Source organism: Paraburkholderia sp. CNPSo 3281, from assembly GCF_024206515.1.
Lineage (GTDB): Bacteria > Pseudomonadota > Gammaproteobacteria > Burkholderiales > Burkholderiaceae > Paraburkholderia > Paraburkholderia nodosa.
In genome coordinates this window covers 83737-97736 of record NZ_JAMBPS010000002.1, presented here as the reverse complement: position 1 = coordinate 97736, position 14000 = coordinate 83737, and the positions used below count along the sequence as shown (strand labels likewise).

At 65.8% G+C, this 14000-nt stretch carries 11 protein-coding genes; 2 read left to right on the top strand and 9 right to left on the bottom strand.

All coding sequences use genetic code 11. The features are described 5' to 3' along the window. Nucleotides 1-52 precede the first annotated feature (52 nt). The 6 genes from proC to M3I56_RS02435 form a co-directional block, all read right to left on the bottom strand. Nucleotides 53-868 carry a pyrroline-5-carboxylate reductase gene (proC, locus tag M3I56_RS02460; RefSeq protein ID WP_254352415.1) on the bottom strand — a complete coding sequence of 272 codons (816 nt, stop codon included), beginning with the start codon at nt 866-868 and terminating at the stop codon, nt 53-55. A 22-nt stretch (nt 869-890) separates the two neighbouring features. Next, nucleotides 891-1589, bottom strand: a complete 699-nt coding sequence (locus M3I56_RS02455; RefSeq protein WP_254352414.1) for a YggS family pyridoxal phosphate-dependent enzyme — start codon at nt 1587-1589, stop codon at nt 891-893. Nucleotides 1590-1767: 178 nt separating this feature from the next. Then, the gene (gene glcF / locus M3I56_RS02450) at nt 1768-2997 is read right to left on the bottom strand and encodes a glycolate oxidase subunit GlcF (RefSeq protein ID WP_254352413.1); all 1230 of its coding nucleotides are present in this window, start codon (nt 2995-2997) and stop codon (nt 1768-1770) included. Nucleotides 2998-3015: 18 nt separating this feature from the next. Beyond that, nucleotides 3016-4104, bottom strand: a complete 1089-nt coding sequence (gene glcE / locus M3I56_RS02445) for a glycolate oxidase subunit GlcE (RefSeq protein WP_254352412.1) — start codon at nt 4102-4104, stop codon at nt 3016-3018. A gap of 141 nt (nt 4105-4245) precedes the next feature. Next, nucleotides 4246-5751: an FAD-linked oxidase C-terminal domain-containing protein gene (locus M3I56_RS02440; protein ID WP_028201996.1), complete on the bottom strand. Its 1506-nt coding sequence runs from the start codon at nt 5749-5751 to the stop codon at nt 4246-4248. 48 nt (nt 5752-5799) lie between these two features. Then, nucleotides 5800-7215 (bottom strand): FAD-binding oxidoreductase, encoded by a 1416-nt coding sequence (locus M3I56_RS02435; protein ID WP_254352411.1) that lies wholly within the window; start codon nt 7213-7215, stop codon nt 5800-5802. 197 nt (nt 7216-7412) lie between these two features. On the opposite strand from M3I56_RS02435, the gene M3I56_RS02430 reads away from it, so the two are divergent. Continuing rightward, on the top strand, nt 7413-7994 hold the full coding sequence (locus tag M3I56_RS02430; protein ID WP_254352410.1) for a cob(I)yrinic acid a,c-diamide adenosyltransferase: 582 nt from the start codon (nt 7413-7415) through the stop codon (nt 7992-7994). A 257-nt stretch (nt 7995-8251) separates the two neighbouring features. Further along, on the top strand, nt 8252-9454 hold the full coding sequence (hmpA, locus tag M3I56_RS02425) for an NO-inducible flavohemoprotein (protein WP_254352409.1): 1203 nt from the start codon (nt 8252-8254) through the stop codon (nt 9452-9454). A 120-nt stretch (nt 9455-9574) separates the two neighbouring features. Here hmpA and M3I56_RS02420 read toward each other — a convergent pair whose 3' ends face one another. The 3 genes from M3I56_RS02420 to M3I56_RS02410 form a co-directional block, all read right to left on the bottom strand. Beyond that, the gene (locus tag M3I56_RS02420) at nt 9575-10579 is read right to left on the bottom strand and encodes a GlxA family transcriptional regulator (RefSeq protein WP_254352408.1); all 1005 of its coding nucleotides are present in this window, start codon (nt 10577-10579) and stop codon (nt 9575-9577) included. Between the two features lie 323 nt (nt 10580-10902). Further along, complete coding sequence (locus M3I56_RS02415; protein ID WP_254352407.1) at nt 10903-11355, bottom strand: GDP-mannose mannosyl hydrolase; 453 nt, start codon at nt 11353-11355, stop codon at nt 10903-10905. Nucleotides 11356-11545: 190 nt separating this feature from the next. Continuing rightward, complete coding sequence (locus tag M3I56_RS02410) at nt 11546-13504, bottom strand: hypothetical protein (protein ID WP_254352406.1); 1959 nt, start codon at nt 13502-13504, stop codon at nt 11546-11548. Nucleotides 13505-14000: the final 496 nt, after the last annotated feature.

Below are 14000 nucleotides of genomic sequence, written 5' to 3'. Positions count from 1 at the left end.
GCCGGGTGCATGACACACCCGGCGCTTTTTCTATCTGGACGCGGCCGCTGGCTTACTGCTGGCCGAATTCCTCGCCCATTTCCTTCGCGCGTGCATCGGCCGCGAGCGCGCCCTTGACGATGGCGGCCTTCACGCCCGAAGCGTCGAACGACGCCAGCGCCGCGGCGGTCGTGCCGCCCTTGGAGGTCACGCGCTCGCGCAGCACGGCGGGCGGCTCGTCCGATTGCAGCGCAAGTTGCGCCGCGCCCGTGAACGTGGCGATGGCGAGCGCGCGGCCTTGCTGCTCGTCCATGCCGAGCTGGCGCGCCGCTTCTTCGAGCGCTTCGATGAAGTAGAACACGTAGGCCGGGCCGCTGCCCGAGATGCCCGTGACCGCGTCGATCTTCGCTTCGTCGTCGAACCAGACCGCTTGGCCCACTGCGCCGAGCACATCCGAAGCGAGCTGTCGGCCCGCGGCGTCCACGCCGCTGCTCGCGACGAGGCCGGTTGCGCCCATGCCGATCAGCGCGGGCGTGTTCGGCATCGTGCGCACGACGCGCGCGTGGCCGTTCAGCCAGCGCGAGAGATCGTCGATGCGAATGCCGGCCATGATGCTGATGACGACCTGATGGGCGCCCAGGTGCGGGGCGATGCCTTCGGCCACGGCCTTGGCGATTTGCGGCTTCACTGCGATCAGAACTGCGTCATACGAAGCGAGCGCGGCGTCCGCGACGGCGCCGGTGCGCACGCCGAACTGCTCGGCGCTGCGCTTGCGGGCGTCCTCGTTCGGATCGATCGCGTAGAGGTTGTCGGCGGGAACGCCCTTGCGGATCAGGCCGCCGATGAGCGCGGCGGCCATGTTGCCGCCGCCGATGAAGGCAATTTTCATGGTGATGGAATCGTTCAATGAATCAGTGAGAGTAGTCACGCGCGCCGAAAATCGCGGTGCCCACGCGCACGATCGTCGCGCCTTCGAGCACCGCGGCTTCGAGGTCGGCCGACATGCCCATGGAGAGCGTGTCGAGCGCGAGGCCTTCTGCGCGTAGCGCTTCGAACAGCTCGCGCAGCTGGCGGTGCGGCGCGCGTTGCGCCTCGAGCGAAGTTTCGGGCTCGGGAATCGACATGAGCCCGCGCAGGCGCAGGTTGGGCAGGGCGGCGATCTGGCGCGCGACCTGCTGCGCTTCTTGCGGGGTGACGCCGCTCTTGCTGGCCTCGCCGCTCACGTTGACCTGCAGACAGACGTTGAGCGGCGCCATGCCGGCGGGACGTTGCGCCGAAAGGCGTTCGGCAATCTTCAGACGATCGACCGAATGGACCCAGTCGAAACGCTCGGCCACGGGGCGTGTCTTGTTCGATTGGAGCGGCCCGATGAAATGCCATTCGATGCTCGCGCGCAAGTCGGCGAGCGCCTCGATCTTGTCCACGGATTCCTGTACGTAGTTCTCGCCGAACGCGCGCTGGCCGGCAGCGTGAGCGGCGCGCACGTCCTGTGCAGGAAATGTTTTCGAAACCGCGAGCAGCTCCACGCTTTGCGGGTCGCGGCCGGCGTTGCGGGCGGCGGCCGCGATGCGCTCGCGGACAGCTTCGAGATTGTGGGAGAGATCGGTCATCGGGCTTGAGGGCCGGCGCATGAAATGGCGCGCGCCGCCTTTTTGGATCCAAAACGAACAGAACGACGGCCATTATACGGACTGCGCACGGCACGAAATACTGGCCAGAAAGGCTATACCGAATGGCCGACTGTTGGCGCGCCGTGCGTCTCGTTACGCTGGTGCCGTTCCCGATGGCTCAATTCGTCGCCAGCATATGTTCGACCAGCTCAATCCAGTGCGTGACCGGAATCGCCGTGCCGCTTTGCAGGTGCGTGATGCAGCCTATGTTGGCGGAGACGATCAATTGCGGCTCCAGCGCCTGCAGCCGGTCCACTTTCTGGTTGCGCAGCGTGTAGGAAAGGCGCGGCTGCATGATCGAATAGGTGCCCGCGGAGCCGCAGCAAAGATGGCTGTCGGCGGGCAGCCGCACGTCGAGTCCGAGCGCGGTGAGCAGCCTTTCCACGCCGCCGCGCAACTGCTGGCCATGCTGCAGCGTGCAGGGAGGATGCCACGCTACCGTCTTGATGCTACGGCGCCTCGTGTTTGCCACGAGCTGTTCCTCGAATGCGGGCAGCAGTTCCGAAAGATCGCGGGTGAGCTCGACCACGCGGCGCGCTTTTTCCACATAGGCCGGATCGTCGCGCAGCAGGTGTGCATATTCCTTCACCGTCGCGCCGCAGCCCGAGGCGTTCATCACGATCGCTTCCGCACCTTGCTCGATGTAGGGCCACCAGGCGTCGATGTTCGCGCGCACGTCGTCGAGCGCGTCGTCGGCGTAGCCCATGTGCAGGCGGATCGCGCCGCAGCAGCCCGACTGCGGCGCGACGATCGTTTCGATGCCGAGCACGTCCAGCACGCGCGCGGTCGCAATGTTGATGTTGGGCATCATCGAGGGCTGCACGCAGCCTTGCAGCATCAGCATCTTGCGCGCGTGCCTGGCCGTTGGCCACGCGAGCGAACGCTGGCGCACGGGCACCTTGTCGCGCAGGCGCTTGGGCAGCAGCGGCCGCACCTGCTGGCCGAGGCGCATGGCCGGTGTGAAGAGGGCGCGGCGCGGCAGCAGGCCCGCGAGCAGGCGGCGCATGAGGCGCTGGCGCAGTGGGCGCTTCACCATCTGTTCGGCATGCTTGCGGCCCACTTCCACGAGGCGCCCATACTGCACGCCGGAAGGGCAGGTGGTCTCGCAACTGCGGCACGTGAGGCAGCGGTCGAGGTGCGTGAGCGTGCTCTTTGTGACCGGCGCGCCTTCCACCATCTGCTTCATGAGATAGATGCGCCCGCGCGGGCCGTCCAGTTCGTCGCCGAGCAACTGATAGGTCGGGCAGGTCGCGGTACAGAAGCCGCAATGCACGCACTTGCGCAGGATCGCGTCGGCTTCGTCGCCGTCGGGGGTGTTGCGTATGAAGTCCGCGAGGTTCGTCTGCATCGCCGCGTGTGGGTGTCGTCAGAAGTCGGAATACAGCCGGCCGCGATTGAAGATGCGGGCCGGGTCGAAGGCGGCCTTCAGGCCGCGATGGATCTTCATGAGCGGCGCGGGCAAAGGCGTGAAGACGCCCGCGCTGCGGTCGTAGTCGCGCCCCGTGCGGAACATCGTCGCGTGTCCGCCGGCTTGCTTCGCGCTGATACGCACCGTTTGCGCGTCGGTTTCCGTGATCCACCAGCGCTGCGCGCCGCCCCATTCCATGAGTTGCGCGCCCGGCAGTTGCAGGGGTTCCGCGATCGAGGGCAGCGCGAGCCGCCACAGCGCCGCGTTGGGCGCAATCGACGCGAAGAACGGATCGGTCTGCTCGCGCAGGCCTGCCCAGAACCGTTCGGCCTCCACGGCGTCCACCACTTCGCCGCCCAGGCTCGCGCGGGCTGTCTTCACCGCGGCTTCCGCGCCCGCGAGGCGTACCGCGAGCGTGCCGTTGCGCCAGGCGCTCGCCGTCATCGGCAGCGGGCGGCCGCCCCATTCGTTGAGCTTGCGCACGGCGTCGGTGCCGTTCATGTCGAATTTGAGCGTGGTTTCCGCTTGCGGCACCGGCAGCACCTTCACCGAAAGCTCCAGCAGCAGACCGAGCGTGCCGAGCGAGCCCGCCATGAGCCGCGAAACGTCGTAGCCCGCCACGTTCTTCACGACCTGGCCGCCGAAATGCAGCACCTCGCCGTGGCCGTTCATGAGCACCGCACCCAGCACGAAGTCGCGCGGTGCGCCCGCGCTCGCCCGCCGCGGCCCGGCAATGCCTGCGGCAATGCAGCCGCCCAGGGTGGCCTGGGCGCCGAAGTGCGGCGGCTCGAACGCGAGCATCTGGCCGTGGGCCGCGAGCGCTGTTTCGATTTCCGCAAGCGGTGTGCCGGCGCGCGCCGTGATCACCAGTTCGGCCGGGTCGTACGCGATGATGCCGCGGTGTGCGCGCGTGTCGAGAATCTCGCCTTCGAGCGACTGGCCGTACCAGTCCTTGGTGCCCCCGCCGCGAATGCGCAGCGCCCGCCCATCGGCGCTCGCCGCCCGGATGCGTTCGGACCAGTCCGAGACGATATCGTCCTCTTCCATGTCGTGATGGTCGCGCTCGTTCGTTATATGGTTCGTTCGATTGTACTGAGCGAACCTCGCCTGACAACCCGGAGCGGACCCTCATTCGGGTCACGCGATATGCATAGACGGCGCGGTGCCGGGTGCGTGTTTGCGCGTCTGTCAGAAGCGCGGCAACTCGGGGTGCGGCAGCAGATTCCCGCGCACATGCATGCGCCCATACTCGGCGCAGCGCGCCCGCGTGGGGATGCCCTTGTCGGGGTTGAGCAGCCTGGCCGGGTCGAACGCGTGTTTCACCGCATGAAACGCGTCGCGCTCCTGCGGCGAGAATTGCACGCACATCGAATTGATCTTCTCGATGCCCACGCCGTGCTCGCCGGTCACGGTGCCACCCAGTTCGACGCAGGTCTCGAGAATGTCCGAGCCGAAGGCCTCTGCGCGGTGCCATTCGTCGAGGTCGTTGCCGTTGAAGAGAATGAGCGGGTGCATGTTGCCGTCGCCGGCATGGAAGACGTTGATGCAGCGCAGTCCATACTGCTTTTCCATTTCGTGGATGCGCGCGAGCAGCGGCCCGATCGCGCGGCGCGGCACCGTGCCGTCCATGCAGTAGTAGTCGGGCGAGATGCGGCCCGCCGCCGGAAACGCATTCTTGCGGCCAGACCAGAAGCGCAGGCGCTCTTCCTCGGTGCGCGAGATCTGGATGCGCGTGGCGCCGTGCTCGCGCAGCACCGTGGTCGTGCGCGCGATCTCGTCGGCGACTTCCTCTGGCGTGCCGTCGGCTTCGCACAGCAGGATCGCGGCGGCGTCGAGGTCGTAGCCCGCGTTCACGAACTCCTCCACAGCGCGCGTGGCCGGCTTGTCCATCATTTCCAGGCCCGCCGGAATGATGCCCGAGGCGATGATGCCCGCCACGGCGTCGCCGCCTTTCACGACGTCGTCGAAGCTCGCCATGATGACCTGCGCGGTTTGCGGGCGCGGAATCAGCTTGACGGTCACTTCGGTCACGATCGCGAACATGCCTTCGCTGCCGATCATCACCGCGAGCAGGTCGAGGCCCGGTGCATCGGGCGCGAGCGAGCCGAATTCGACGATCTCGCCGTCCATCGTCACGGCGCGCACGCGCAGCACGTTGTGCACCGTGAGGCCGTACTTGAGGCAGTGGACGCCGCCCGAATTCTCCGAAACGTTGCCGCCTATCGTGCAGGCGATCTGCGACGAAGGGTCTGGCGCGTAGTAAAGGCCGAAGGGCGCCGCCGCTTCAGAAACGGCCAGATTGCGCACGCCGGGCTGCACGGTGGCCGTGCGCGCGTACGGATCGACTTCGAGAATGCGCTTGAAGCGCGCGAGCGAAAGCACGATGCCGTGCCGGATCGGCATGGCGCCGCCCGAGAGGCCGGTGCCCGCGCCTCGCGGCACGACCGGCACGTCGAGGCGCCGGCAGATCTGCACGATGCGTTGCACCTGCGACTCGGTCTCCGGCAGCGCGACCGCGAGCGGCAGCCGCCGGTAGGCGGCAAGGCCGTCGCACTCGTAGGCGACGGTGTCCTCCTCGCGATGCAGCAGGCAATGCGCCGGCAGCACGGCCATCAACGCCTGGACTACCTCGCGCTGGCGTTGCGCGAGCGCTTCCGGGCTCAGCTCGGGCAAGTTCGCCTCGGGTGCGTTCATCTCTCCTCCCGTCTGTTGCGCTTGAGTGCGCTTCTCAGCGCTTGTCGGTTACGCCGCCCAGCTGAAGATCTTGCCCGGATTCATCAGGTTGTGCGGATCGAGTGCGTGCTTGATCGCGCGCATCGTGTCGACGGTGTCCGCGCCGTGCTCTTCGACGAGGAAATCCATCTTGTGCAGGCCCACGCCGTGTTCGCCCGTGCAGGTGCCGTCCATCGCGATCGCACGCTGCACGACGCGGTGATTCAGGCGCTCGGCCTCGCTGATTTCCTCGGGCTTGTCCGGGTCGATCAGGATCGCCACATGGAAGTTGCCGTCGCCCACGTGGCCGACGATCGGGCAGGGCAGCGGCGAGGCTTTGAGATCGGCTTCCGTCTCGATCACGCATTCGGCGAGGCGCGAGATCGGCACGCACACGTCGGTCGTCACGGCGCGGCAGCCGGGCTTGAGCTGCAGCATCGCGAAGTAGGCGTTGTGGCGCGCGTTCCACAGGCGGCTGCGGTCCTCGGGGCGCGTGGCCCACTCGAAGCCTTCGCCGCCGTGCTGCGCGGCAAGCTCCTGCACGAGCTGCGCCTGCTCCGCGACGCCCGCCTCGGTGCCGTGGAATTCGAAGAAGAGCGTGTGCTTTTCGCGCAGCGTGAGGTTCGAATGCTTGTTGATCGCGCGCACCGCGAGCGAGTCGATAAATTCCACGCGCGCGATCGGCACGCCGATCTGGATCGTCTCGATCACCGTGCGCACGGCCTGGGCCATCGAAGGGAACGCGCACACCGCCGCCGAGACTGCCTCCGGCTGCGGATAGAGTCGCACCGTGATTTCAGTGATCACGCCGAGCGTGCCTTCCGAGCCGACGAAAAGACGCGTGAGGTCATAGCCCGCCGACGACTTGCGCGCGCGCGTGCCGGTTTTGACCACGCGGCCGTCGGCGAGGACGGCGGTGAGACCCAGCACGTTCTCGCGCATCGTGCCGTAGCGCACGGCGTTGGTGCCCGAGGCGCGTGTGGCCGTCATGCCGCCGATGCTCGCATCGGCGCCCGGGTCGATCGGGAAGAACAGACCCGTGTCGCGCAGCGCTTCATTGAGCTGCTTGCGCGAGATGCCAGGCTCGACGGTCACGGTGAGATCTTCGGCGTTGATCGAGAGCACGCGGTTCATCTGCGAGAGGTCGATCGACACGCCGCCCTGCACGGCCAGCAAGTGACCTTCGAGCGACGAGCCGTTGCCGTAGGGAATGATCGGCACGCCATGGCGGGCGCACAGCTTGACGATGGTCTGGATATCCTCGGTGCTCTGCGCGAACACCACGGCGTCGGGCAGTTGCGGGTCGAAGGGCGATTCGTCGCGGCCGTGGTGGGCGCGTACGGCTTCGGAGGTGGAGACGCGTTCGCCGAACGCGCTGCGCAGTTGATCGAGGAGTTCGGTGGGGAACGGGCGGCGTGCGAGGGCCGGCGGCGCGGGGTGATTCACGCGGGTGTCTCCTTCGTATGGGTATGACTGCTGGCTCGGACCATTTTACGCTGAACGTCCGCGCCGCAAAGCCGCGCTCCTTATGCTGCGGTGCACGAAACCTATAATGGCTGGCAGGCGTGGGCTTACAGCCTTACACCGCGCCGGGCGCGCGTCATGCGCGGCTTGCGCGAATTTTCAGCTTCGGAGAGCACAACATGGGCAATCGCCTGAGCAAGATTGCAACACGCACCGGCGACGACGGCTCGACCGGACTCGGCGACGGCAGCCGCGTGCGCAAGGACGACGCGCGCATCGCTGCGATCGGCGACGTCGACGAGCTGAACTCGCAGATCGGCGTGTTGCTGTGCGAAACGCTCCCAGACGACGTGCGCGAGGCGCTCGTCGCAATCCAGCACGACCTCTTCGATCTGGGCGGCGAGCTGTGCATACCGGGCCACACGCTCGTGACCGACGAACACCTCGCGCGGCTCGATGGCTGGCTCGAGCATTACAACGCCGCGCTGCCGCCGCTCAAGGAGTTCATCCTCCCAGGCGGCTCGCGGGCGGCGGCGCTCGCGCATGTGTGCCGCACCGTATGCCGGCGCGCCGAGCGCGCGGTCGTCGCACTGGGCGCCACGGCGAACTCGGGCCCGCCGCTCGCCGATACGCCGCGCCGCTACGTCAACCGTCTCTCCGACCTGCTGTTCGTGCTCGCGCGCGTGCTCAACCGGGCCGCGGGCGGCAGCGACGTGCTCTGGAGGCACGACCGGGGCGCAGGCAAGGGCGAGGGCGCGTAGGAAAAAGGGCGCGAGCGTGCGCCGTCCGACCGGCTAGTGTGTGCTCGCACGTAGCGCCCAACGACCCGCGCCGTCGACGTCCGAAAAAGATTGTTTCCTGCACCGCAAAAGCCCCGCCGGAGCACGCTCCACGGCCACCCGCCGCACGTTCACGGCCGGCGCAATCTGGAAATTGCTGGGGTGCGACAAAATGCCCGGGTGGGGCTATCGCATTAAAGATGTATCTTGTGTGCATCTTTATCACGGAGAAGCCGTAAATGACTGCGCTCACCGCCGACCAGATGGCCCGCGTGAAGGCCACTGCGCCCGTTTTCGCCGAGCACGGCGCCACGATCACCAAGCATTTCTACAAGCGGATGTTCGCCGCGCACCCCGAGCTCAAGAACATCTTCAACCAGACGCATCAGCAAAGCGGCAGCCAGCCCGAAACGCTCGCCCGCGCGGTGTACGCCTATGCGGCGAACATCGACAATCTGGGCGCGCTCGGCGGTGCGGTCACGCACATCGCGCACAAGCACGCGAGCCTGAACATCCGCCCGGAGCACTATCCGATCGTCGGCCGCCATCTGCTCGGCGCAGTCGTGGACGTGCTCGGCGACGCCGTGGACCAGCACACGCTCGACGCCTGGGCCGTGGCCTACGAACAACTCGCGAACATCATGATCGGAACCGAGGCGAAGCTGTACGAGGGCGCTTCGTGGAGCGGCTTCCGTCCGTTCAAGGTGATGCGCAAGCAAGTCGAAAGCGACGAGATCACCTCGTTCTATCTTGCGCCGGCCGACGGTGCGCCCGCTGGCGGTTTCGAGCCGGGCCAGTACGTGAGCGTGACGCGCTTCGTCGACAAGCTCGGCGTGGACCAGCCGCGTCAGTACAGCCTCTCGGACGCGCCCCACGGCAAGTGGCTGCGCATCTCGGTGAAGCGGGAGACTGGCCGCGGCGAAGCGCAGCCGGGCCACGTGTCGAACATCATGCACGACGGCGTGGAAGAAGGCGCGGTGGTGCACGTGAGCGCGCCGATGGGCGAGTTCACGCTCGACCGCAAGAAGACTTTGCCAGTCGTGCTGATGAGCGGCGGCGTGGGCATCACGCCGATGAAGTCGATGCTCTCCACGCTGATCGCCGAGCGCAGCGAGCGCAAGGTGACCTTCGTGCACGCATGCCGTAACGCGAAGGTGCACGCCTTCCGCGACTTTCTGCGTCACGCGGTGTCCGAGTACCCGAACGTCAAGCGCGCGGTGTTCTACGAAGAAGTCGGCGCAAATGACCGCCAGGGCACGGACTACGACTTCCAAGGGCGCATCGATATCGGCCGCATCGAAGCGGATGTGCTGCTGCCCGACGCCGACTACTACCTGTGCGGCCCCGTGGCGTTCATGCGTGAACAGCGCGAGGCCCTGATTGCCCGCGGCGTCGATGCTTCGCGCATCCACACGGAGATCTTCGGCTCCGGCATGCTGTAACCTTGCACACCCGGCACGCTGAAATTACACGCTGAGTACGCCGAATAAAAAAAGACGCCGCGCGAAAGCGCGGCGTTTTGCGTATGCAGCCGTAAAACATGTATCGAATTGCGATGAGGATCACTCGCCCGAAGCCCGCCGGTTCACGGCGCGATACCCCGATGGCGAAATCGACAGCCTGCGCCGGAAGATCCGCGCGAGGCGCTCGCCGCGCGGTACGCCGCAGCGTTGGGCGATCTCGTCGATGGGAAGATTGGTTTGCGCGAGCAGGAGGCAACTGGCATCGAGCCGGGCGCGCAGCAGATATTCAGACGGCGTGAGGCCCGTATGCGTCTTGAAGTGGCGCAGGAAGTTTCGCATGCTCATCTGCGCGACGCGCGCCGCATCGGCCACCGAGATCGGCTGATGGTAGTTCTCGCGCAGCCAGTGCGCGGCCGAGTTGATCTTGCCGTTCGCGCTGTCGGCCTCGCCGTCGTCGAGCATGGGGCCAAGCCGCTCCCACGAGCCCGGCATCGAGTCTTCGGATACGCGCTGCGCAAGCGCCACGCCGTGATTGCGCTTGACCACCTTGAGCGCGGCGACGAGCGCCTCGGAAGGCGTCACGACCGAAGCGCCGGCGTTGCGCGCTTCCAGCGCCCGGCGTAGCCGCTGCGCCGAACTTGCCGTATTGCCGCCCGTGCGCAGGAAGGGCACATCGGCGGCGGCGAGTACGGCGCGTCCCTCGCCGAGTGCGCGAATGATGCGCACTTTCGGTGCGAGCATCTGCAGCCGCGTGATGAGCCGCGCGTTCGCGCGCGCCTCCATCGCGCCAGGGCCGCCGGCGATAAATAGTGTGTCGAAGCCGCTGCGCAGCGGGCCATGCAGGCTTTCGGACCATATCCGCAGGCCGCAGCCGCTGGCTACGTTGCCGCCAGGCTCGGAAAGCATGACGATCGAATAAGCAGGAAGCGTGTCGGCGCAGGCATCGTTCGCGAGACGAAACACATCGGCGAGCAAGGTCACGTCCCCGAGCGGGAAGCCCTCGAAAACCAGGATGCCTATGCGTTTGGCCACGGGTCCGAACTTCAAGTGAGCGCCGCGCGGCTGGAAAGCGGCTTGCCGGCAGACCACCCTATCGATGTACATGGCCGGTTCCTCGCGCAGAAAGGATTCGCAGGAGTACGTTGCGTTTTTGCGCCGCGTGCCCTCATCCGACTGAGTGGGGCTGTTACATGCGGTCACATCACGCTCTCGGGATTCATGATAGGCCGGTGGGCTGCTGACGCACGCCGCAGTCTGAAAATGCCGAGAAGTTGGCAGAATGGCTCGGTATGCGCGAGGCAAGGCGGCTCGGTCTTGACCGGGCGTTGCACCCGGGTCTTATGGGCGCGTACGCGCGCCCCCCGCCTGCTTCACGAACGCTGCGAGGGCAATCCACGACGCGCGCGTGTCTGTCACCGGGGGCGTTTTCAGCAGAAATATTGTTTCGAATTCTTATGCACGTCATCGCGCATGAGCAGCTCCTCGGGCCATAGCCACGCGTACTGGCTGTGCTGATCGAAGCGCCCGACAGGCACGGTGCTGTCCAGCATGAACGCGTACGCAAGCACAACGTAATGTGTGCCGATGCCGTTTTCCGCCGCGAAGTTGTCCGGATAGTGATGCTCGTAGACGCCGACGAAGCGTGCAGCTGCGCGCTGCATGCCCGCAATGCCGAGCTCTGTTTCGACGATGCGCGTGAACGCGGCGTCGAGCCATTCGTCCTTGTGGATGCGTCCGCCCGGAACGAACCACTTGCCGCGCGCCGGGCGATTGCGTCGTTCGCCAACAAGCACGCGGCCGTCGGCGTCGGCGACGATGAGGTCGATCCCGACAAGCGGTGCGAGCCGCACCACCTCGAGGAATTCGGTAGGCGACAGCATGGACGAGCGGATCCGTGGGGTGGCGGTCGTGTCGATATGATTGTCTCGAGCGCAGCCGTTGCGCGCGCGGCGCATGACAATCACGCGTCGCGTTCATCAGCAGTCTAGGCGGCTCAAAATCGCGTTGCACTGTCCAGAGCCGCCTAAGTCTCGCTATCGTGGGCCAAGATGCGAGCCCTGGCCCTCGCCCTCAAGGCTTCGGCGCGACGTAGCCCGCGGGTGTGACGGCAATCGATCTGGCGACCTCGGCGTTGTCCGACACCACATACACGGGCGATTCGGTCAGGCGCAGCGGGAGCATGCCGTCGTTGTAAGTCATGGTGGTCGGGTTACCCATCATGTCGAACACGCTCACCTTGCCCGAGCGCCCGCGAGCGTCCACCTGAAGCGTGTAGTTCGTCGCACGTGTGGCGTCGAACCCGGTTTTCGCGCTCCAGCGCGCGTTGTCGTGGCTCCACAACGCCGTGATCACCTTGCCGCCGCCCGGACGTGCGAACGCGTAGGCGTAGACGCCTGCTGGCGTGCCGCGCAGCGGCCCGAGCGTATACGTACCGTCGATCAGCCGCGTCATGGTCGCGACCGCGAGCGCGGCCGGCTTCGGGCTGATGTTCGACGCACCGTACATGCCCTTCGGATGCTCGAGTTCGAAGAACACGCCATAGCCTGGTGTCGTCTCCGGCATGTCCGCACCATAGAAGATGAACGTGGTGTCCGCGCCTTCGCCGAGCAGGATCAGATGCGCGCGCGCCACGACCGCGCCCTGCGCGTAGAGCGTTTGCGCGTCGGGATAGTTGGCCGCGTAGTTTGTCCCGATGTCGTAACTAATTCCGGTTTCGGTCACGAAGAGCGGGGCGCCCGGCTTGAGCACGTCGCGCATCGTCGTGCGCAGCTCGCGCATGGCTTCGGGCAGCGAAAGCGTGCCTTTTTCGGGGGCGCCGTACAGACGCTCCGGCGGATGCGAAGGGCTCGTGCCGAAATCGTAGTAGCCGTGGATCGTCACGCCATCGAGATATTTAGCAATGCCAAGCGGTGCGAACTTCTTGAGCCACTCCGTGTTGCCCTGCACGCCTGCATAGGTCGGGCCCATCACGATCGCCGTCGGGTCGGTGGCGTGTATGCCCTCGTAGACGGTCTTGTAGAGATCGACGAAATGCGCGTCCGTGTCTTTCCACGGCAGCCCGCCGTCCTTGTCGGGCTCCCATGTGACCTGATAGTAGTTGTGCGCCTGGCGCGGGAAGACGCGCGCACGGATGCGTGCGGACTCAGTGCCTACGCGCGACATGTATTCGCGCAACTGGGCCAGCGACGAAGGCACGTAGCTGTGGGTCTCCTGGCCGTTCGGACTCGCCCACCCGGGAAAGCCGTCGAGCGTGATCAATCGCATGATGTCGCCGGGCTTGAACTGGAGATCGAGCTGGGAGGCGGCAGTGTCGAACGTATTCGGACCTTTGGGCTCCATGACGTACCAGCCCCGCTTGTCGTTGGCCCAGGCCAGACCGAGGTTGGTGTAGAGCGGACGCAGGCCGTCGCCGCCGCAACAGTGCTGTCCGGGCGCGATATATGCTGACCCTTGTCCGCCGAAGCGGTGCAGATCCTGGCGTGCGAAGGTGGGTGCGGGAAGTGCTGCGCTCACGTCGGGCAGCACGCCGAACGTGGTGATGCCGGCCGGCCGTGTGCCGCGCTGGGGCAAACCCGTAGAGGGCTGCGAAGCCAGTGACGCCGAAAACGCGAAGTAGCCTGCCGGGAGCATCGTGCAGGCGAGCCACGTGACGCGCGGGCCGGCCGCCACGGCGAAGCTGCCGCTTGCCTGGGCGCGGCTCCACGTGTCGGCGATTTGCCATTGCACCTTGTCGTCGCGCGTGGCGTTCGTTGTTACGACGATACGCACACCTTTACCGCGCGCGAAGAGGCGCGTGCCGTCGCTGCCGGGCGTATCCGCTGAAATGACGTCATTGCCGTCCTCAGTTGCAGCACTGCCGGCGACGCTCCTGCAAACGGGCGCATCGGCGGCGCGGCAACGCATCGCCGGCAGCATCACGCCGAGAACGCCGAGCGCGAGCGTTGCTGCCGGTACCCATGAAAAAGCGCGCGAGCCGCGCGCGGAACGAGGGTTTACGAGTGCGGATGCAAGGGCTGGGCGCAATGTCATTGGCAGGTTCCTCACAGCATGAAAGGGTAAGCCTAGTTGTTCGAGCAAGTCACTTGACGCCAGCCTCCAGGCTTTTCGCGCAATTTCTCCTGGAAGCGCCGCGCGAGAGTTGTGCAGTGCTCGCGGAGCCCAATCATATAAAGCGGCTTTTTGTGAATTTTTTTATTGTGCGGCGCAAACAGGATTTAACAGGTTTAAAATGCGCTTCGCATGCTCGAAATCGGAGCCCAAAGCTTCTTAAACATCATTTAATCAGACGAATCGACTTGCAGTCTTTTATTGGCCGTTCACTTCCATCCCATGCGTACGCATCGATCGGAAGGCGTCGAATGATTTTGTAGTAACAAAGGCGAAAATACCTGCCTGTAACGGTTATCCGGCACTATTGCCGATTTGATGTAATCGAACCAATTGCCTTTCACGCAGTTTGCTTTTTGGCACTTAGCCTGGCGCCCAATCTTCTAATCGGTCCTCGACCGGACTAAATGCGCCAATG